The sequence below is a fragment of the Ruegeria sp. CF1 genome, assembly GCF_056537445.1.
Map to the genome: position 1 here is coordinate 133722 of NZ_JBQFRN010000008.1, position 20209 is coordinate 153930.

Annotated in this window: 20 protein-coding genes, 1 other RNA gene and 1 riboswitch; of the genes, 11 read left to right on the forward strand and 10 right to left on the reverse strand. The window is 57.8% G+C overall.

Annotation, left to right across the window (positions count from 1 at the left end):
• Positions 1–88 precede the first annotated feature (88 nt).
• Entirely contained in the window at positions 89–718 is a 630-nt protein-coding gene (locus tag ACRZ96_RS14995) for a ribonuclease T2 family protein (protein ID WP_170508836.1), read from the forward strand.
• Here the strand turns inward: ACRZ96_RS14995 and ACRZ96_RS15000 are convergent.
• The 5 genes from ACRZ96_RS15000 to ACRZ96_RS15020 form a co-directional block, all read right to left on the reverse strand.
• Positions 715–1203: a hypothetical protein gene (locus ACRZ96_RS15000; RefSeq protein WP_170406567.1), complete on the reverse strand. Its 489-nt coding sequence runs from the start codon at positions 1201–1203 to the stop codon at positions 715–717. The two genes, ACRZ96_RS14995 and ACRZ96_RS15000, sit on opposite strands and share 4 nt — an antisense overlap.
• A 104-nt stretch (positions 1204–1307) precedes the next feature.
• A complete protein-coding gene (locus tag ACRZ96_RS15005; RefSeq protein WP_170398699.1) occupies positions 1308–1889 on the reverse strand; it encodes a histidine phosphatase family protein in 582 nt (193 codons plus the stop codon).
• A 69-nt stretch (positions 1890–1958) separates the two neighbouring features.
• Complete coding sequence (gene recR, locus ACRZ96_RS15010) at positions 1959–2552, reverse strand: recombination mediator RecR (protein ID WP_170425779.1); 594 nt, start codon at positions 2550–2552, stop codon at positions 1959–1961.
• 64 nt (positions 2553–2616) lie between these two features.
• The gene (locus ACRZ96_RS15015) at positions 2617–2961 is read right to left on the reverse strand and encodes a YbaB/EbfC family nucleoid-associated protein (protein ID WP_170398693.1); all 345 of its coding nucleotides are present in this window, start codon (positions 2959–2961) and stop codon (positions 2617–2619) included.
• 234 nt (positions 2962–3195) lie between these two features.
• Positions 3196–4956 carry a DNA polymerase III subunit gamma/tau gene (locus tag ACRZ96_RS15020; protein WP_480705801.1) on the reverse strand — a complete coding sequence of 587 codons (1761 nt, stop codon included), beginning with the start codon at positions 4954–4956 and terminating at the stop codon, positions 3196–3198.
• Between the two features lie 172 nt (positions 4957–5128).
• Between ACRZ96_RS15020 and ACRZ96_RS15025 the strand changes: the two genes are divergently transcribed.
• Positions 5129–5629 (forward strand): phosphatase domain-containing protein, encoded by a 501-nt coding sequence (locus ACRZ96_RS15025; protein WP_170398687.1) that lies wholly within the window; start codon positions 5129–5131, stop codon positions 5627–5629.
• Between the two features lie 4 nt (positions 5630–5633).
• On the opposite strand, the gene ACRZ96_RS15030 is transcribed toward ACRZ96_RS15025, so the two are convergent.
• Entirely contained in the window at positions 5634–6041 is a 408-nt protein-coding gene (locus tag ACRZ96_RS15030; RefSeq protein ID WP_170625809.1) for a hypothetical protein, read from the reverse strand.
• Between the two features lie 91 nt (positions 6042–6132).
• Positions 6133–6352: riboswitch (cobalamin riboswitch) on the reverse strand.
• Positions 6353–6474: 122 nt separating this feature from the next.
• On the opposite strand from ACRZ96_RS15030, the gene ACRZ96_RS15035 reads away from it, so the two are divergent.
• Positions 6475–7332, forward strand: coding sequence for an alpha/beta hydrolase family protein (locus ACRZ96_RS15035; protein WP_480705799.1), 858 nt, complete (start codon positions 6475–6477; stop codon positions 7330–7332).
• A 36-nt stretch (positions 7333–7368) separates the two neighbouring features.
• Here ACRZ96_RS15035 and rsgA read toward each other — a convergent pair whose 3' ends face one another.
• The 3 genes from rsgA to ACRZ96_RS15050 form a co-directional block, all read right to left on the reverse strand.
• Positions 7369–8397 carry a ribosome small subunit-dependent GTPase A gene (gene rsgA / locus ACRZ96_RS15040; protein ID WP_170611237.1) on the reverse strand — a complete coding sequence of 343 codons (1029 nt, stop codon included), beginning with the start codon at positions 8395–8397 and terminating at the stop codon, positions 7369–7371.
• A gap of 159 nt (positions 8398–8556) precedes the next feature.
• Positions 8557–8655: signal recognition particle sRNA small type (gene ffs / locus ACRZ96_RS15045), an RNA gene on the reverse strand.
• Between the two features lie 38 nt (positions 8656–8693).
• Positions 8694–10556 carry a bifunctional 2',3'-cyclic-nucleotide 2'-phosphodiesterase/3'-nucleotidase gene (locus tag ACRZ96_RS15050; RefSeq protein WP_480771693.1) on the reverse strand — a complete coding sequence of 621 codons (1863 nt, stop codon included), beginning with the start codon at positions 10554–10556 and terminating at the stop codon, positions 8694–8696.
• Positions 10557–10752: 196 nt separating this feature from the next.
• Here ACRZ96_RS15050 and nudC point away from each other — a divergent pair, with 196 nt between their 5' ends.
• From nudC to ACRZ96_RS15065, 3 genes are read left to right on the forward strand one after another with little or no spacing between them, the layout of a single operon-like run.
• Positions 10753–11736 carry an NAD(+) diphosphatase gene (gene nudC, locus ACRZ96_RS15055; protein ID WP_170425765.1) on the forward strand — a complete coding sequence of 328 codons (984 nt, stop codon included), beginning with the start codon at positions 10753–10755 and terminating at the stop codon, positions 11734–11736.
• A 39-nt stretch (positions 11737–11775) separates the two neighbouring features.
• Complete coding sequence (locus ACRZ96_RS15060) at positions 11776–12243, forward strand: SRPBCC family protein (protein ID WP_170406543.1); 468 nt, start codon at positions 11776–11778, stop codon at positions 12241–12243.
• A gap of 14 nt (positions 12244–12257) precedes the next feature.
• Positions 12258–12755, forward strand: coding sequence for an N-acetyltransferase family protein (locus ACRZ96_RS15065; RefSeq protein WP_480705795.1), 498 nt, complete (start codon positions 12258–12260; stop codon positions 12753–12755).
• A 116-nt stretch (positions 12756–12871) separates the two neighbouring features.
• Here the strand turns inward: ACRZ96_RS15065 and ACRZ96_RS15070 are convergent, their stop codons facing one another.
• Positions 12872–13705 (reverse strand): prephenate dehydratase, encoded by an 834-nt coding sequence (locus ACRZ96_RS15070; RefSeq protein WP_170398663.1) that lies wholly within the window; start codon positions 13703–13705, stop codon positions 12872–12874.
• 121 nt (positions 13706–13826) lie between these two features.
• Between ACRZ96_RS15070 and ACRZ96_RS15075 the strand changes: the two genes are divergently transcribed.
• The 5 genes from ACRZ96_RS15075 to ACRZ96_RS15095 all read left to right on the forward strand — a co-directional run bounded on the left by ACRZ96_RS15075 (position 13827) and on the right by ACRZ96_RS15095 (position 20199).
• Entirely contained in the window at positions 13827–14336 is a 510-nt protein-coding gene (locus ACRZ96_RS15075) for a c-type cytochrome (RefSeq protein ID WP_170398660.1), read from the forward strand.
• Between the two features lie 175 nt (positions 14337–14511).
• A complete protein-coding gene (locus ACRZ96_RS15080; protein ID WP_170732480.1) occupies positions 14512–16422 on the forward strand; it encodes an extracellular solute-binding protein in 1911 nt (636 codons plus the stop codon).
• A gap of 1 nt (position 16423) precedes the next feature.
• Positions 16424–17518 (forward strand): microcin C ABC transporter permease YejB, encoded by a 1095-nt coding sequence (locus tag ACRZ96_RS15085; RefSeq protein ID WP_170398655.1) that lies wholly within the window; start codon positions 16424–16426, stop codon positions 17516–17518.
• Positions 17519–18625, forward strand: a complete 1107-nt coding sequence (locus ACRZ96_RS15090) for an ABC transporter permease (RefSeq protein WP_170398652.1) — start codon at positions 17519–17521, stop codon at positions 18623–18625. It abuts the gene before it with no gap.
• Positions 18622–20199 (forward strand): ABC transporter ATP-binding protein, encoded by a 1578-nt coding sequence (locus ACRZ96_RS15095; RefSeq protein WP_480705793.1) that lies wholly within the window; start codon positions 18622–18624, stop codon positions 20197–20199. The genes ACRZ96_RS15090 and ACRZ96_RS15095 overlap by 4 nt, the downstream gene beginning before the upstream one ends.
• Positions 20200–20209 lie beyond the last annotated feature (10 nt).

Consider the following 20209-nt stretch of genomic DNA (forward strand, 5'->3'; position numbering starts at 1 on the left):
CGGCGGCCCCGAAGCTATGGGGCAGGTTTCCGTTGTCGGGGAACTTGGGGCCTATATAGTCGCGACAGCTAAAGAAGGGAAGAGGCGAATGCGCTGGGCGATTTTGTGGGTGCTGAGTGCCATGGCTGCGATGGCCGAGGGCGAAAAGGCGGGCGATTTTGACTACTACGTCCTGTCGCTCAGCTGGTCGCCCAATTGGTGCGCCCGCGAAGGCGATGCGCGCGGCTCGGATCAGTGCGACACGCGACACGATCATGGGTGGATATTGCATGGGCTCTGGCCGCAATTCCATCAGGGCTGGCCTTCGTATTGTCGCACGTCCGAAGCGCCACCCACACGCCGCATGACGCGGGAAATGGAGGATATTCAGGGCTCATCCGGGTTGGCCTGGCATCAATGGAAAAAGCACGGCACCTGTTCGGGCCTCAGTGCACCCGACTATTTCGCCCTTTCACGGCAGGCTTATGCAGGAGTTGCGCGCCCCGAGGTGTTCCGCAAGCTGGACGCGACGGTCAAACTGCCCGCTTCGGTGGTGGAAGAGGCCTTTCTCAAGGCCAATCCCACGCTCGAGCCTGACATGATCACCATCACCTGTAAGCAAGGCTATATCGAAGAAGTCCGCCTATGCCTGTCCCGCAATCTTGACCCGGTGCCCTGTGGCCGCGACGTGATCCGTGATTGCACCGCTAAAGACGCGGTGTTTGATCCGATTCGTTAGAGTTTTTTGTTCTGGCAGTCGCGCGCATAATCCAGCGCTTTAGCGGTGCCTTTCAGATCAATCGCCATGACGGTTTGACCTTCGGGATTGTAGACGGTCATGGTCTTGTTCTGCGCAATCGAGGTGACGAAACTCCGGTCCGTAAAGAACACCGTCGCGCCGGGCACGCGATCCTGCTTGAACCCGATGGCGGTGGCATCAAAGCTCTTGCCGTCCAGCTCAAACCGGATTGGGTATTGTTCCCCCGGTTTAATGTCGCCCCAAGCCTTGTTGTAAACGGTGAAATACCCGCGATTATCCAACGCGTCATAGCCTAGCCGCACCACCGAGAGGTCCTGATACACGGTTTGTATCAGGCACCCATTGCCAAGATTGGGGTCCATCATGATGTTCCAGCCTTCGACAAAACCTTTGTCGATAAGTTCCTGCGACAGGGCAGCAGTGGCGGCGAAGGCGGCTAAGGTGAGTGCGAGAAGGCGGGTCATTATGTGCTCCAAGTCTTTCGCTCAGTGGAATTTAACTCTGTTCGTTTTTCAAGCTAATTTGAGATTTGAATCTAAAGGACACCAAAAACACTTATCCGCCAAGATCATTGCAAACTACCCGTCTTGGTCAAGATCGTCTCGGTGCCGTTTGACAGGCGGAAAACACATCCTTGGGTCCTGGGAAGTTTTAACAGATCGTTGATGCCAAGGCCCAGCCAAATCCCGCGCAATATCAGTGACGTAACCCCGTGCGTCACCACGATTGCGGATTCGTCTTGCTCGTCTAAGAACGATTGTACCCTCTCATAGATCTCGTCAAAGCTTTCGCCATCCGGGCTGCGAAAATACCAATGATAGGACTCGTATGGGCAATCGATTTGAGTCCGAATGAATTCCCGCGTCGCGCCTTCCCATTGGCCAAATGCGATTTCCGTTAACCGGTCATCGTTTGCGAAATCAAACTGGGGTGCAATCGCCAGCCTTGCGGTGTGTTGCGCCCGCTCCTGCGGGCTGACGAACACGCGTTTGGGGTGGTTGGGGATACGGCCAAGTATCTCCCTCTGCTGCCGCGCCTGATAGATACCGGTTTCCGTTAGCGGAGAGTTCTTGCGGCCTTGAAACTTGCCCAAGGTATTCCACTCGGTTTCGCCATGTCTTAGGACAAACAGATCGGGGTACTTGGTCAATGCGGTTTCCTGAATTACCCACAAGCTAATTTCTAGTGTAGATTGACAGTGCATGCCGAACACACTTTGTCAGATTTCCTTCCTCGCCCGCAAAGCCGCCGTAATCGTCCCATCATCCAGATAGTCCAACTCGCCCCCAATCGGCACACCTTGTGCCAGGGATGTCAGACGAACCTGCCCCTCCAACTGATCCGCGATGTAGTGGGCGGTGGTCTGACCATCGACGGTGGCGTTCAGGGCGAGGATGATCTCGGTGATACTCTCGGCCACAACCCGGTCCTTCAACCGGGGGATACGCAATTCATCCGGGCCGACCCCGTCCAAAGCCGACAAAGTGCCGCCCAGAACGTGATAGCGACCCTTGAAGACCCCGGCACGCTCCATCGCCCAAAGGTCGGCGACGTCCTCGACCACACACAGCTCTCCGGTTGCGCGAGCCTCGTTGTTACAGATGTCGCAGATATCAGTGGTGCCCACATTGCCGCAGTTCAGACATTCACGGGCGGTGACGGCCACCTGCTGCATCGCGTCTGAAAGCGGCGTCAGCAGCAGGGCGCGTTTGCGGATCAGGTGCAGGACCGCGCGGCGGGCCGAGCGGGGCCCGAGGCCAGGCAGCTTGGCCATAAGGTCAATCAGATTGTCGATGTCGCTGTTCGAACTCACCGTGAGACCCTCGCAATTGGGCCAGGGAAATACGCCCCGGCCATAGATCCGTCAGGAGGGTGTATCAGAACGGCAGCTTGATGTCTGCGGGCAGGCCCATGCTTTCGGTCAGCTTGGCCATTTCTGCCTGCGAACGTTCCTGCGCTTTGGTTTGGGCGTCCTTGATCGCGGCGAGGATGAGGTCTTCGACTACTTCCTTGTCGTCACCGTTAAAGATCGACGGGTCGATATCCAGACCTTTCAGCTCACCCTTGGCGGTCGCGGTGGCCTTGACCAGCCCGGCACCGGATTCGCCGACGACCATGATGGTGTTCAGCTCTTCCTGCATATCTGTCATCTTGGTCTGCAGATCCTGCGCGGATTTCATCATCTTGGCCATGTCACCCAAGCCGCCTAAACCTTTTAGCATCGGTAATCTCCTGTCACTCGATTTGTGGCCTAGATACGAAGCGTAACCGCGCGGCACAAGAGGTCAGGATACTCCCGCCTGTCGTCAAGGTCTTTGGCAAGACCTTTCCTCCCGTTGGGCCCGGCGGCGAGTAAGGCGCGCTGCCGGGTCCAAAGCCGCTCAGGGGTATCGGCGTCAGCCGATGGCCCGCGGCGGGTGCGGGAGCATTTGGGTGAGGGGCGCTATGCACGAAGGTCAGTCTTCTTCGAACGGGTCCCATTCGTCTTCAACCTCGGGCAGGGCCTCGATTTCGACCTGAGCGGCGCGTTGTTCGGCGCTTTCGATGCTCTTAATCCGCGCTTTGGGGAAATGGGTCAGCACTGCTTGCACCAGAGGGTGCTGTTCCGCCTCGGCCTTCAGGGCCAGCTCAGCGGCATCCCGAACCTCGGCAATCGTCGGGGCGTCGCCCTCAGAGACAATAGAAACAGCCCAGCGGTTGCCTGTCCAACGCTGCAGCGACGCGCCCAATCGTTGCGACAGGTCGGTCGGGGCGTTGTCGGTCGGTGCGAACTCGATCCTGCCCGGTTGATAGGAAACCAGACGCACGCCGTTTTCGACCTCGACTAGCAGCTTCACGTCCCGGTTGGCTCGGATCAGTTCAACCACATGTTCAAATGTAGGATAACGTGCCAGCGCTGCCTGCACATCCTGGGCCAGCGCGGCCGTTGGCCCGCCCGCGCTGCCGCCAATCCCCGATGCGGCATAGGCCGGTCGGGCCACAGCCTGTGGCGCGGAAGGAGCATGTCCGGGCGCACCGATTCCCTTGCCGGGGCCACCATTGGGCGGCGGAGGCGTATCTTGCAGACGCTTGATCAGCTCCTCCGGGCTAGGCAAGTCGGCCACATGGGTCAGGCGGATCACGGCCATTTCCGCAGCCATCATTGCGTTGGGTGCGGCGGAAACTTCCTCGAGCGCTTTCAGCAGCATTTGCCACATGCGTGTAAGGACTCGCATGGGCAGAGCCTCGGCCATTTGTTGACCTCGGGCGCGTTCGTCGGGGGAAACGGTGGGATCTTCGGCGGCATCCGGGGTGATCTTGACCACCGAAACCCAATGCGTGATTTCAGCCAGATCGCGTAAGACGGCGAGTGGATCAGCCCCTTCGGCATATTGCCCGCTCAGCTCGGTCAACGCGCCTGCAGCATCGCCGCGCAGGATCATATCCATCAGATCCAGCACCCGGCCCCGATCGGCCAGCCCCAGCATCGCGCGCACCTGATCCGCGCTGGTTTCACCGGCCCCGTGCGAGATCGCTTGATCCAGCAGTGAGGTCGCATCCCGCGCCGATCCCTCGGCGGCCCGGGTGATCAACGACAACGCATCCTCGGCAATCTGTGCCCCCTCGGCACCTGCAATTTTGCGCAGCAGTCCGATCATATCCTCCGGCTCGATCCGGCGCAGATCAAAGCGCTGGCAACGGGACAGGACGGTCACCGGGACCTTGCGAATCTCGGTGGTGGCAAAGATGAACTTCACGTGTTCGGGGGGTTCTTCCAGCGTCTTGAGCAGCGCGTTGAAAGCGCTGGTCGACAGCATGTGAACCTCGTCGATGATATAGATCTTGTAGCGCGCGGACGCAGCGCGATAGCGGACGCTGTCGATGATCTCGCGGATGTCATTGACACCGGTGCGGCTGGCGGCGTCCATCTCCATCACATCGACATGGCGGCCCTCCATGATGGCTACGCAGTGTTCACATTGACCGCAGGGTTCGGTGGTAGGGCCGCCGCTGCCATCGGGACCGATGCAGTTCATACCCTTGGCTATGATCCGAGCGGTCGTCGTCTTGCCGGTACCGCGGATGCCGGTCATGATGAAGGCCTGCGCGATCCGGTCCGCCTCGAAGGCGTTTTTCAGAGTGCGCACCATGGCATCCTGACCGACTAGATCGGCAAAGGTTTCGGGGCGGTATTTGCGGGCAAGAACCTGGTAGGCGGGGCTGGGCGTCTCGGTCATGTCTGCTCTGTCGGATTCGCGTTACGCCGCAGCGTAGAGGCCCCCGCCGCCCGCGTCCACAGCCGGCCGGGACGATTTTCATTTTGGAATGCGTGGGTATGCGGCTAAAATCCACTCTATTCTATTTACTGGACCAGTATGTTGTTGGGTGAAGTTTGTTTGGGGGGAGATTATGTCGCAACTGGTGGTTTATGCGTTGCAGGTTGGCGGAGGCACCTTGGCCTTGTCATCGATGCCCGGGCGCGGAGGCACTTATACCGAAGACCTCGATCTTATCGCAGACTGGAAGCCGGGACTTGTGATCTCGATGACGACTGAGGTCGAGATGATTCAGGATGGTGCGCGGAATTTTGGCGCTGATATTCAGGGGCGTGCCAGCAGATGGGTGCATTTGCCGATCGAAGATTTTGGCACGCCACCCAAAGAGATTTTGGACCGCTGGCCCCGCGTTGGCGCGACTGCCCGTCAGGCGTTGTCAGGTGGTGGCCGTGTGCTAGTGCATTGCCGTGGTGGCTGTGGCCGATCCGGGATGGTGGTTCTGCGTCTGATGGTTGAATGCGGTGAACGGCCTGAGGCGGCATTGAAGCGATTGCGTACGGTGCGTCCTTGCGCAGTCGAGACAAATGCCCAGATGCTTTGGGCCGTTGAACCGGCCCGTGTTCAAGCCGTTTGACGGCTTAGACACCAACATGTGGCGAGATTTCGCCACCGTTGTGCTGCACCAGAAGCGAAGCCTCAAGCATGGCGCAAGGAGGATTCCTTAGCAGGTCTGCGGGTAGGCTGCGGTACTCGGTTCCGAACATCATGTCTGCGTAGTCATCCAGCCGGCCGGTATCGATTTCAGGATCGGTTCCGCAGAATACACGTATCTGGTCGCATTGGGCGCGAAAGCGGGCGGTACATCCCTCTGGGCAGTGCGACAGGTCAATACTGCCTTCAATCTCAAACCCAGATTTTGTGACCGGTTTTGTGGTGGACATGGCCTGCGTCAGAGCCCGCGCCATTTGCGCCAGTGCGGGGCAGGTTGCCCCAGTACGTTGGCACACGGTCGCCGCGAATTCGTGCGTTTTAGTCTTCCAGATCATCAATGCGCCCTCCGCGCGCAGGGCGAGGGCGTGGCACAGGTTGGTCGGTGCAGAGCACGATCAAACCCGTCCCGGACACCCCGCCCGAGTTTCGGTTCTACATCTGATGGCAGGTCTCCTGACTTGCGGGTCATCGCTTTGCCGACCTTCCCAGCCTTCAAGGCCAGTGGTATCTCGGCATTGCTCTCCGCTTACAGTTGCGGGGGCAGTCTCGGACTAGGTTCTTTCCGGTTTTCTCCGTGCAGAACCGCACCGTGTTCCCTTTTCATCCCGGCCCGATTGGGCGCGAGAACCATCGCGACATGGCTATCGGCTGCGCCGTGCCCGAGTCAAGAAGATTGCGTCAGGCAAGTGACGTACGGTCCAGCCACGTCAACCTTGACTTGAGGCGCTTCGGGTGAACTGATCAGTTCAGTCGGTATTGGAGGGCACCATGTTGGACACGCAGCAGGCGGTTGTGACCGAGGATTTTCAGATCCCGTCCGACCCGGCAATGTTGTCGGCGCGGCTTTACCGTCCGGTTGCCGACCCCGAAAAGGTGGTCGTCATAAACGGTGCGACTGGGGTGCCGAGGGATTACTATCAGCACTTCGCCCGATGGCTCGCCGAAGAACAGGGCATGGCCTGCCTGACCTATGACTACCGGGATTTTGGTCACTCTTTGGTGGGTTCGCAAAAGCGGTCAAATGTCACCATGGCCGATTGGGCGTTGATCGACATTCCAGCCGCCCGGGCCGAGATGCGCCGACGGTTTCCACAGGCCAAGCTATGGAGCATCGGTCATTCCTTGGGCGGAATGTTTGGCCCGATCCAACCCGATATCGATCAGATCGACAGGATGATCTGTGTCTGTTCGGGTCTGGTAACGCTGGCGGATCACCCTTGGCCTTATCGCGCTTTGGCGGCGTTGTTCTGGTATGGTCACGCGCCGCTGGTGGTCAAGGCGCTTGGCTACCTGCCCGGACGGTTGGTCGGGTTTGGATCGGACCTGCCTGCCCAAGTCTATTGGCAATGGCGCAAATGGTGCACCGCCCCCAAAAGCTATGTGCCAGAGATCGGCACGACACTGCCCGCCGCCCGCTGGAAAGACTTGGGCAAACGTGTCGATCTGTTTACCTTCGCAGATGATGAAATGGTGCCGCCGGATGCTGTCTGGCGTCTTGCCGATCTCTATGGACCCAAAGCCGGGCGCCATCTGCTTGCACCAAGCGAATTAGGAGTGTCCAAGATCGGCCATATCGGTGCATTCGCAAGACGGAATGCGGCAGTCTGGCCTAGACTGATCGCCTGATAGCGCTGGGCACCGGTAGGTCGGTGCCCAGCTTCGTTATAGCCCTTTACGGGATTTTTTCTCGTGCATCACGCTGCGCACCATCTTGCCGAACGCCTTGTCGCGGGCGCGGGCCTGCGCCACCGAAGCGGAATTGTGTTGGTCTTCGCGCCGCAGCTTGCGCCAGCGGTCCAGCCGCGCGGGATCAAGCGTACCAGCGTCGATTGCCGCCTGCACCGCACATCCGGGCTCGGTCTCGTGCTGACAATCCGAGAAGCGGCAATTCAGGCTGAGGTCTGAGATGTCCGAGAACACCTCATCCAACCCCTCTTGCGCATCTAGCAGACGTAACGCGCGCATGCCGGGCGTATCGATCAGCCAGCCGCCATTGCGCATGCGATGCAAGGCGCGTGAGGTTGTTGTGTGCCTGCCGCGCGCATCGTCTTCGCGAATACCTGCGGTGGCCTGATCCTGCCCCGTCATCCCGTTGGCGAGCGTCGTTTTCCCAACGCCGGATGATCCAAGCAAGGCGCTGGTTTGTCCTTTCGGACACCACGACAGAACTTGTTCGAGATCGCCGTGATCCAGCGCGTTGACCGCAAGTACCGTCAGAAACGGGGCGAGCGATTGGGCTTGATCTACATAAAGGCTCGGATCATCGCACATGTCCGATTTGGTCAGAACGACCACCGGATAGCAGCCTGCCTGATGTGCCAGCGCAAGATACCGCTCCAATCGTGGCATATTGAAATCGGCGTTGCAGGAACTAACGATGAACAGCACATCAACATTTGCAGCAATCAGCTGCGCCGCTGCCCCTGTACCTGCGGCCCGGCGCTGCAGCAGGCTGCGCCGGTCCAGCACTCGGCGTATGCGTTTGTTTTCATCCGCCAGAACCCAATCCCCAACGGCATATGCGCCGGTTGATTGATCCAGAGATAACAAAGGCGATTCACCTTCAGGGCTCAGCCCGATCAGTCGATCCCGGTGTACGGCCGAGATGCGATACGGTAGAAGTGACGGATCAGCCGCATGCTGAGCCGCGAAATGAGAGGACCATCCGAGGTCCGATAAGGAAAGTAACATTGGTCTGCCTGTGATCAGAAACAGCAATCCCGCCGGATGGCAATCGCGCATCCGCTGGTGATGTGTTCAGGCAGTCAGTTGATCGGAAAGGATCAGAACCGGTCTGCCCGAAGGGAATTTGCTACAATCATAAACGCCCTCCTGCGGCTGATGGGTTCTAAGTGAGAGGTTGGACATCGACCCAAGCGGGGCTCGTTGTGGCTGCTTCCTTCCGGACCTGACCAGGTTGGCGAGGCGCTCGCCCGCGCCAACCTCTCAAAGCCGATATAGGTGCATCCCCTGAAAATGGCAACCCGTCAGAAGGTCAGATGAATACGCATGAAACCATCCGCATCGTCGGGCAGAATGCGTGGATGATACTCAGCAAGCTCTGCAACATGGTGTAGCGCGCGCGGCCCCGTTGTCAGGATCGCGCCCTGCCTTTGGTTTGGTACAAAAGAAAAGGGGCGCGGTGCATGTGCAAGTGGGTCGGCGGGCAGTGTGCCAGCGACGTATTTGCATAGAATATCCTGTATGCTGATCTGAGGCAGGTCAATCATACGGGCTTGTCGCGCAATTGGAAAATGACCACCGCCATTGGCGCGGTAGTTATTGGTGGCGACAAGGAAACTCTGGTCAGGCGCAATCGGCTGCCCATCGAATTCCAGGTTGCGTATGCGGGAAAATGCCGGATCAATCACTCGACCGAGCGTATCGAACCGCGCCGGTTGCGAAAGATCGATCTGGTAGGTGACGCCATGCAGGACATCGAAGTTGAAGCCCGTGCGCTGAGGATCGGCAAGATCGATCGGGGCGTCTGATCCAAGTTGATGGAACAGCCCGGCTGACATCTCAAGCCAGTCCCGAATCTGAGAACCTGAGGCCAGCACCGCGCGCAATTCATTAGGAAAGACACTGAGATCGGCGATATGTCGAACTGAAATCTCACCTGAGGGGATATCCGTGTAGTACTTGCTTCCTGTGCGCCCGCCGAACTTTGCCGGGGCGGCTGACGATATGATAGGCAAATCTGCCCAGTCGGTATCGACCAAATGCGGGCGTAGGGCAGCGACCTGAGCCGCCGCAACCAAGGCCAGACCGCGATCCGGTAAGCAATATGAGAAGTAGCTGTGCAGCGTGTGTGGGATTGTGCCCACTGGCCTGGTCACCCTTTTGCGCGTCGCAGCGTGGCCGGTCGCAAACAGCTCTGTGATCCTTTGGCATTCGGGTATTTCTGTGCCCGATTGAGCGATTGCCCGCGCTTCGACATGGCTGCCTGTAATGCGCCAATCGCCGGTGGTATCTTTTTGCAGTGTCAGATCAATGATCCCAAGATGAGACCCGGCCCAACCCTGCATGACAACCGGCGTTCCATGGACAAGCCCCCGCGTACTGTCGACGAATGGATAACCATCATGCGCCTTTCCGGGCAGTGTCAGATGGGTGTGGCCTGCGACGACGGCATCAATCAGCGGCATCTCGGCCAGCGGGATGATCGCGTTTTCCATATCCGGCTCGGCCATTGCCGATCCCAGTCCGGTATGCGCAAGGGCGACAATCAGGTCGCAACCTTGCACGCTGAGATCTTCAGCAGCGCGCCGCGCAGCGGCCAGAATGTCTGTTACCACGACCCGGTCCGTTAGCAGATGTGCTTCCCACTGTGCGGTTTGAGAGGGCAAAACAGAAAGAACCCCGATGCGGATTGCGGTGTCCTGTCCATTTAGTCTGACAACCCGATGCAGAATCGTGTGTGCACCCCAACCTTGTTCGGTCTGAGTGGTTTGCATATTGCTGCAAATCATTGGGCAGGCGGTTTGGCGAGCGATGCGATTGACGAGTTCCAGCCCAAATCCGAAATCGTGATTACCCAATCCGATCGCGTCATAGTTCAACGTGTTGAACGCGCGTGGCAGGGGATGGGCGTCTGGCACGTTTTCAGCTGCCCAGTTGCCAAATGGCGTTCCCTGCAGGCTATCACCATTGTCAAACAACAGCACAAGGGCGTCATCGCGTTCAGCCTGTCTGCGCGCCTCGTGAATCAGGCTGGCGGTACGGGTCAAACCAATCGCGGGTTCGGGGCGATCCGAATAGTAATCATATGACGTCAGGTGCATGTGTAGATCGGATGTAGCAAGGATTCGAATCCGTGCGCTATCACCCGCATCTCTTCGTCGTCGCATTAAATGCTTTGATTTCAATATCTTCAACTTCTAGCTGTCAGTGTGCCAACGTTTCCACCATGAGGTCGATTTAATGCAATTTCCGGGGCGATGCTGCGGTCATTCCGCGGCAGGGTCGAAAAATGTTTGGTCGATACCCGTTGCACGATCAGGTAAGACGTGGCAGCCCTTTGCGCGGCAGTCAGGAACGGCAGGCATGAAACGCGCAGAACAGGTGACATTTGGCGGCTCGGCACTGGATCGGGCGGGTTTGCTGCGCGGCGACGCGGACAAACTGGCACAGGTTTATCGTGACCCTTTGGCAACATGTGTGTTGCTGTGGCGTGGCAAACTGTTGGTTGAGGGTGAGGCACTGGACCGGCTCGTCCGGCTTCCGATGACGCACAAGATTCTCGAACAAGGCCCGGGCGGTGTGATCGAGCAACCGATTTTCCTTGGAAAATCCGAGGATGGATCGCCGCTTTTTGCCATGGACATCTCGGGCTGGGCGGCTGAAGGGCTGGATTTATCCGGTGTCGGAGATTTTGTCGATCGCAGCGAACAGCAGCACCCTGATCTGCCCGAGGGGTGTGTCTTTGCCGAGCTGCGCCGCATCATGACACGCCTCAACCCACGAGACGCAGAGATTGCGGCAACCGCCAAGGCGGTGATCGGCTGGCACGAAACGCATCAATTCTGTGCCCGATGTGGTGCCCGCAGCGAGATGTCTCAGGGTGGATGGCAGCGCAGTTGCCCGGCCTGCGGCGGCCAGCATTTCCCGCGCACCGATCCTGTGGTCATCATGTTGATTACCCATGGCAATTCGGTGCTGATGGGGCGCTCTCCGGGCTGGCCTGAAGGCATGTATTCGCTTTTGGCTGGTTTTGTTGAGCCCGGTGAAACGCTGGAAGCCGCTGTGCGGCGTGAAGTGATGGAAGAGGCGGGCGTGCCCGTGGGTGCGGTGAGCTATCTCGCAAGCCAACCCTGGCCCTTTCCCGCATCCCTGATGTTTGGATGCGCAGGCGAGGCGTTATCGCGCGATATCCAGATCGATCCGGTCGAGATCGAGGATGCGATCTGGGTCACACGGACCGAGATGATGCAGGCCTTCGCTGGGGATCACCCTAAGCTGTTGCCTGCCCGAAAAGGTGCGATTGCGCACTTTTTGTTGCAACACTGGCTTGCAGACACGTTGGACTGACGAGAAACTGAACCCAATCTAGGGCAGAGAAAAGCAATCATGCAGTTTTCAGCGCAGGAAGATATCGATGTCCCAATCGAGACGGTCTTCAACATGGTCTCGGATTTTGAACGCTTCGAACGCAAAGCCTTGCGGCGCGGGGTCGATGTGCGTCGGGTCACGGGGTCGGTTGTGCCGCAGGCCGGAATAACCTGGGAGACCGAATTCAAGATACGTGGCAAGCCACGTCATATCATTATCGAGATGACTGAATGCGACCGCCCGTCCTTGATGCGGTTCCAGTCCAGCAGCAAGGGAATGAACGGCGACACGGTGATCGAGCTTTTGGCGCTTTCCCAACGTCGGACACGGCTGCGCGTTGAAACATCGCTGGGTGCGAAAACGCTGCCCGCCCGCCTATTGCTTCAATCCCTGAAGTTAGGGCAATCCCGATTCAGGCGGCAGTTCCAGACCCGTCTCAGCGAATTCGCGCGCGATATGGAGGAACGACACCTCCATGGTGTCTGACAACCGAGAAGTAGATGAGCACTTTAACGAGACCGATCATACGCGACGCTGTCGAAGCCGATGCGGATGGCTTGTCCGGTGTGCTAACAGCGCTTGTAACGGCCGGAAAGCGGACCAAGCCCGCCGACAGCGCCTTTGCACTGACGCATTACATCTGCGACCCTGAGCGGATTCAGTGTAGCCTTACCGTTGCGCCGGACGGACAGATACTGGGTTTCCAGTCGTTGAAGCTTGCCACCCGAAACAACACGTATGGCGTTGCGGTCGGGTGGGGCATCATTGGGACGCATATCAAACCGTCCGCTGCGCGATGTGGTATCGGTCGGGCGTTGTTCAAACGTTCTCTTCAAGCCGCTAGGCAGCAGGGATTGCCCGCTATCGATGCTACGATCGGGGCCAATAATTTCGACGGCCTTGGCTATTATGAGGCGATGGGATTCAGAGAGTATCGGCAGATGGATGGCGCGATATGCAAGGTCTTTCGCATGGGGACCGGAGTGACCAACCCGTAGTCCGCCGCACTTTCAGGATGTCGCACCGAAGGACTCAAGTTACCGTTCTAAGCTGCAAGCGTAGCTGCCCCGCCTATCCAGGCCGTTCCTTTGAAGGGGCGAGCCGATTGCCTGCACTATCCACGAGGTTGCGCCGCCGGATAAACACCGAGGACTTCTACGTTGGTGGTAAAATGCTCAAGCTCATCCATCGCCAGTTGCACATTTCGATCGCCTGGATGACCCACGATATCGGCATAGAACTGGGTCGCGGTGAAGGACCCGTCGACCATATAGCTTTCCAGCTTGGTCATGTTGATTCCGTTGGTGGCAAATCCGCCCATCGCTTTGTACAGCGCCGCCGGGATGTTACGCACCTGAAAGACAAAACTTGTGATCATGCCGTGATCACCACGGCGCGATTCGTCGGCCTCACGAGACATCACCAGAAAACGGGTCGTGTTGTCGCCCTGATCTTCAATGTGACGGGCCAAAACGTTGAGGCCGTAAATCTCACCTGCCAGCTCACTGGCTAACGCTGCGGAGTGTTTGTCGCCGATCTCGGCGACCTCGCGTGCGGCACGAGCATTATCCGGGCTGACCCTGCCACGAATTCCGTGTTGCTTCAGGAAACCTGCGCATTGTGGTAGCAAGACGAGGTGGGAATGCGCCTCAGTGATATCCTCCAGAGTCGCGCCCGGTACGCCCAACAGGTTGATGTGCACGCGCACAAATGCTTCGTCGATGATGTGCAGCCCGCTATGCGGAAGCAGGCGGTGAATATCGGCCACACGACCATAGGTGGTATTTTCCACCGGTAGCATGGCCAGATCAGCCTCACCTGAGCGCACTGATTCGATCACATCTTCGAAAGTGCGGCAGGGCAGGGCGTCCATATCCGGGCGTGCGTTCCGGCAGGCTTCGTGACTGTATGCGCCGGGTTCTCCCTGAAATGCTATGCGATTGGTCATTTGGTCGTTTCCGTGCAACAAGTTCTTGAATTGGGCGTTTAGTCGCGGTGTCTATACCTTGCGTCTTCTCAGGGGAAGCCTTAGACACCCCGCAGACAGCTGAAATGGACACGCGATCAAAATGTTCGACACGATGACAGTTACCAAAGCCGCAGCCGGCTTGTTTGGCACCTTCCTGGTGTTGCTTCTGGCAAAATGGGGGGCGGATGTCCTCTATAGCTCTGACAGCCATCTTGCCGAAGCTGCTTACATTATCGAAACCGAAAGCTCGGGCGAAAGCGCGGACGGCGAAGAAGTGGTCTTCGAGGATATGTTGGCTGCAGCCGACCCTGAAAAGGGCGCACGTGTATTCCGCAAGTGCACCGCCTGCCACAAGTTGGAAGACGGCGCCAATGGTACAGGTCCTTACCTTTACGGTGTCGTAGATCGCCCGGTTGCCTCAGCTAAAGGCTTTACCGGTTATTCGGCCTCGATGCAGGCGCATGGTGGCAACTGGACACCCGAAGCCCTGGACGCGTTCCTGGAACGCCCAAGCGCCTATATCTCGGGCACTTCGATGAGCTTTGCTGGCCTGAAAAAACCACAAGAACGCGCCGATCTGATTGCGTATCTGCAGACCATCGGCAACTGATCTGTTGATCAGATTTGCAGGATTTAAAGCCGCTGCCTTGCGCAGCGGCTTTATTTTTTTGTCTGAGAAGAACTTCACAAAGCGTTCACGCATTCTAAACTTGCAACTGACAGTGCTGGACCTTTAGCTGGCGGGCACGACAATGAAGATGACAGAAATTCAGAGGACGAGCCTGATGAAACCCCTGCTGCCCCAGATGCGCTTTACCGGAATTCACGCTTGGGCTGCGGCTTTTGGGATTTCGGCGACACTGGTTCTGGGCAGCAGCGATCCTGCCCGTGCCAATGAAGAGGGCGTCACGCGTAGCCACGGGTATTCCTATTTCGGAAATCTGGATTATCCGGCCGACTATCCGTACTTGAACTACGTCAACCCAGACGCACCAAAGGGCGGAGAGCTGTCTTTATCGGGCTCAGGTACGTTTGATTCCCTGAACCCTTATTCGCGCAAGGGGCGGGCAGGCGCTTTGACTACGCTTCAATATGACCCGCTGATCGAAAGTACCGCGGACAGTGTCGGGCAGTATTATGGGGTTGTTGCGGAAAGTATGGAATATGACGAAGGGCGCAATTATGTGATCTTCAATCTGCGCCCCGAAGCTATGTTCTGGGATGGCACCCCGGTGACTGCCGAAGACGTCGTCTATAGTCATCGTTTGTTCATTGAGCAGGGTTTGCCGTCTTATGCGCAAGCCGTCGGGCGCATGGTTACAGGGGCTGAAGCTCTGGATGACCACACTGTAAAATTTACTTTTAGTCCGGATGTCACCCGGCGCGGGTTGATCGAAACCGTCGGGTCGACCCCGGTATTTTCAAAAGCCTGGTTCGAGGCCGATGAAAGCCGTCGTCTGGACGAACCGCGGCTGGAGGTCGCCGTTGGTTCAGGTCCTTACAAACTGGACAGCTATGACATCAACCGTCGTATAGTCTACAAGCGTCGCGACGATTATTGGGGCAAGGATCTGCCGATCAACATAGGCCGCAACAATTACGACACTATCCGGATCGAGTATTTCGCGGATCAAACCGCCGCCTTCGAAGGGTTCAAGGCGGGCGAATACACGATGCGTATCGAAAGTGACCCCAAGCTCTGGGCCTCTAGTTACGATTTCCCGAAACTCAGCGAAGGGTTTGTCGTGCAGGACGAGATCGTGGATGGTAGCCCACCGACGCCGTCGGGTTTCGTTTTCAATCTGGGCAAGCCTCAATTTGCCGACAAGAATGTGCGTAAAGCGCTGGCGCTGGCGTTCAATTTCGAATGGGCAAATGAATCGCTGATGTTCGGTCTGAACGCACCGCGCAGTTCATTCGTGCAGGGGACACATCTTGAAGCGACAGGCGTGCCGGAGGGTGCCGAACTGGCGTTTCTGGAAACGCTGGGTGACGTGGTTCCGGCCGAGGTGTTCAGCGAGCCTGCGCTTGTCGTCCACGAATCCAATCCAGCTCGGTTGAACGACCGTCGCAATTTGCGGCAAGCCTCGAAACTGCTGGACGAGGCTGGTTGGCCCGTCGGCGACGGCAATCTGCGCCGCAATGCCGATGGGCAGACGCTGAAGGTCAATATTCCGTATGCGTCGAGCATTCCAACCTCGACCGCCACCATGATCGAGACCTATGTGCAGAACCTGCAGTCGATCGGTGTGGATGCTTCGGCCGAGAAGGTAGATCCTTCTCAATTCACCCTGCGGCGGCGTGAGCGTGATTATGATATGGTATATTCGAACCGCTATGGCTCGTTCCTGTCGACCGGCGGGGGTCTCAGTCAGATGTACGGATCGGAAGAAGCCGCGTTTAGCTTGTTCAACCCTGCCGGTCTTGCCAGCCCACTTGTTGACGCTGTGATCGAAGCGTCATTCGACACGACAAATCAGGCGGAACAGGATGCTGCGCTGATGGCGTTGGATCGTGTCTTGCGTTATGAGTTCTTCGTCATTCCCGATGGGTATGTGGCGGATTACTGGACGGCTTATTACGACATGTACGAATACCCTGAAAACCTGCCTCCATTCTCGCTTGGGTATCTCGATCTGTGGTGGATCAACCCCGAGAAAGAGGCTGACCTGAAAGCGAAAGGCGCGCTGCGATAACATGGGCGCCTATATCCTAAGACGCCTGTTGCTGGTCATTCCGACCCTTCTGGGCATCATGATCGTCAACTTCACGCTGGTGCAGTTCGTGCCCGGTGGTCCCATTGAACAGATCATTGCGCAGATCGAAGGGCAGGGCGACGTCTTTGCTGGGTTCGCCGGTGGTGGCGATGCCGGAGCCGGGGCCGAGCCCGCAGGTGGTGCCTTTGATGACAAATACGTCGGTGCGCGTGGCCTTCCGCCCGAATTCATCGCTGAACTGGAAAAAGAGTTTGGCTTCGACAAACCGCCACTGGAACGCTTTCTAGGCATGATGGGCAACTACCTGACGCTGGATTTTGGCGAGAGCTATTTCCGCTCGATCAGTGTGATTGATCTGGTGCTGGAAAAGATGCCGGTGTCTATTTCGCTGGGTCTGTGGTCGACGCTGATCGCCTATCTGGTCTCGATCCCGCTAGGTATCCGCAAGGCGATCAAGGACGGGTCGAGCTTTGATACTTGGACCAGCGGTGCGATCATCGTGGCCTATGCTATCCCCGGTTTCCTGTTTGCCATTCTGCTGCTGGTGTTGTTCGCCGGTGGCTCTTACTGGCAGATTTTCCCGCTACGGGGTTTGACCTCGGACAATTGGGACAGCCTCAGCCTGTTTGGAAAGATTACTGACTATTTCTGGCACATCGCTTTGCCGATAATCGCGCTGACCATCTCGGCCTTTGCGACGCTGACGCTGCTGACCAAGAACTCGTTTCTGGATGAGATCAAGAAGCAGTACGTGATGACCGCTCGCGCCAAGGGTTTGAGTGAAAGCAAGGTGCTGTATGGTCATGTCTTCCGCAACGCGATGCTGATCGTGATTGCAGGTTTCCCTGCTGTATTCATTGGTGTGTTCTTCGGTGGATCGATCATCATCGAAACCATTTTCTCGCTCGATGGTCTTGGGCGTCTGGGCTTTGAGGCGGCAGTGGCGCGCGACTATCCGGTGATTTTTGGTACGCTTTTCATATTTGGCCTGATGGGGCTGGTCGTCGGCATTATCAGCGATCTGATGTATGTGCTCGTTGACCCGCGTATCGATTTCGAAAAGCGGGAGGGGTAAATGGCACTCTCCCCTCTCAATCAGCGCCGTTGGCGCAATTTCCGGCGCAATGGCAGGGCGTTCTGGTCGCTGATCATCTTCTCGGTGTTGTTCGGCCTATCGCTGTTTGCCGAGTTCATCGCCAACGACAAACCGATCCTGGTAAAGTACCGGGGTGAAATCTACACGCCTGTCTTCAACTTTTACGCTGAAACGGAATTCGGAGGCGATTTCCAGACCGAGGCGATCTATCGCGACCCCGAGGTCATGTGCCTGATCGATAGCGGCGGATTGGATCAGTGCTTCGACGACCCCGAAGGTATCATCGACGAAATCAAGGCGGGCACGTTCGAAGCGGATGGGTTTGAGCGAGGCTGGGCCATCTGGCCTCCAATCCCGTATTCCTTCAACACCAGCGTGGACCGCCCGGGCGCTGCACCGCTGCCGCCTAATGGTCAGAATCTGCTCGGCACTGACGACACCAAGCGAGATGTGCTAGCTCGTGTCATCTATGGCTTCCGCCTGTCGATCCTGTTCACTTTACTCGTCACCGGCGTGGCCAGTCTGATCGGCATTTTTGCTGGGGCCATTCAGGGGTTCTTTGGCGGTTGGCTGGATCTGATCTTCCAACGTATTATCGAGATCTGGTCGGCGACACCCTCGCTTTATGTCATTATCATCATGTTCGCGATTCTTGGGCGAAGTTTCTGGCTCTTGGTGATTCTGATGATCCTGTTCAGTTGGACCGGACTGGTGGGCGTCGTGCGCGCTGAATTCCTGCGGGCACGAAATTTGGAGTATGTCCGTGCCGCGCGGGCGCTGGGCGTGGGTAACATGACGATCATGTTTCGCCACATGCTGCCTAATGCGATGGTCGCCACGCTGACCTTCATGCCGTTCATCGTGACCGGAACCATCGGTGGGCTGGCTTCGCTGGACTTCCTTGGCTTCGGTTTGCCGTCTTCAGCCCCGTCGCTTGGAGAGTTGACTTTGCAGGCGAAACAGAACCTTCAGGCACCGTGGCTGGCCTTCACTGCCTTCTTCACCTTTGCCATCATGCTGTCGCTGTTGGTCTTCATTTTTGAAGGCGTCCGCGATGCGTTTGATCCCAGAAAGACCTTCTCATGAGCCTTTTGGATGTGAACAACCTCAAGGTCTCGTTCCGGCAGGACGGGCAGGTGAGTGCGGCAGTCAAAGGCGTGTCCTTTACCGTCGACCGGGGTGAAACGGTGGCTTTGGTGGGCGAATCCGGCTCGGGCAAATCCGTTACGGCGTTGAGCACTGTGTCGCTGCTGGGTGATAGCGCAATTGTCGAAGGCTCGGTCACTTATGAAGGGCAAGAGATGATCGGCGCGTCCGAAGACAGGTTGATGGACGTGCGCGGCAACGACATTAGTTTCATCTTTCAGGAGCCGATGACCTCGCTCAATCCATTGCACACGATCCAGAAACAGATGGCGGAATCGCTGGCTCTGCATCAGGGCGTTACCGGCGATGAGGCGCGGGAACGGATTGTAGAACTGCTGACCAAGGTCGGCATCCGAGACCCCGAGGAGCGGCTGGACAGCTATCCGCACCAGTTGTCCGGCGGGCAGCGTCAACGCGTGATGATCGCGATGGCGTTGGCGAACAAGCCGGACATTTTGATCGCGGATGAGCCGACAACGGCGCTGGACGTCACCATCCAGGCGCAGATTCTGGAGTTGCTGGCCGAACTGCAAAAGTCCGAGAACATGGGTATGTTGTTCATCACCCATGACCTTGGCATCGTCCGCCGCATCGCCGACCGGGTTTGCGTGATGAAGGACGGTGAAATTGTCGAAGCCGGAGTGACAACGGAGATTTTCGACAACCCGCAACACCCCTATACTCGCAAGCTTCTGGAGGCCGAGCCGTCCGGGCACCCCGACCCGGTGGCCCCGGATGCCGAAGAGGTAGCCCGCACCGATCACCTGAAAGTCTGGTTCCCGATCCAGCGCGGTTTCCTGAAACGGACCGTAGGCTATGTGAAGGCCGTCAACGACGCGACCCTCAGCGTCCGTGCCGGGGAAACGATTGGGATCGTGGGGGAGAGCGGCTCGGGCAAGACGACGCTGGCGCTGGCGATCATGCGTCTGATCGCGTCCGAGGGCGGGATCACTTTCCGCGACCAGAATGTGCGCCGCTGGTCAACGCGCGAGTTGCGGCGGTTGCGCAAGGACATGCAGATTGTATTTCAGGATCCGTTCGGCAGCCTCAGCCCGCGGATGACCTGCATGCAGATCATCGCCGAGGGGCTGGCCATCCATAAGGTCGATCCTCATCGCGCCCCGCGCGATCTGGTGGCCGAAGTGATGAACGAGGTCGGATTGGACCCCTCTGCGATGGACCGCTATCCGCATGAGTTTTCCGGCGGGCAACGCCAGCGGATCGCCATCGCCCGCGCCATGGTGTTGCGGCCCAAGCTGCTGGTTCTGGACGAGCCTACAAGTGCGCTGGACATGACCGTGCAGGTGCAGATCGTTGACCTGCTGCGTGACCTGCAAAGGAAATACGGGCTGGCCTATCTGTTTATCAGCCACGACCTGAAGGTCGTGCGCGCGATGTCACATAACGTAATCGTCATGCGAAACGGCGATGTCGTCGAGATGGGCGCTGCCGAAGATTTGTTCGAACACGCCCAGACCGACTACACCCGCGAACTGATCGCGGCAGCGGGCTGATACGCAGCCC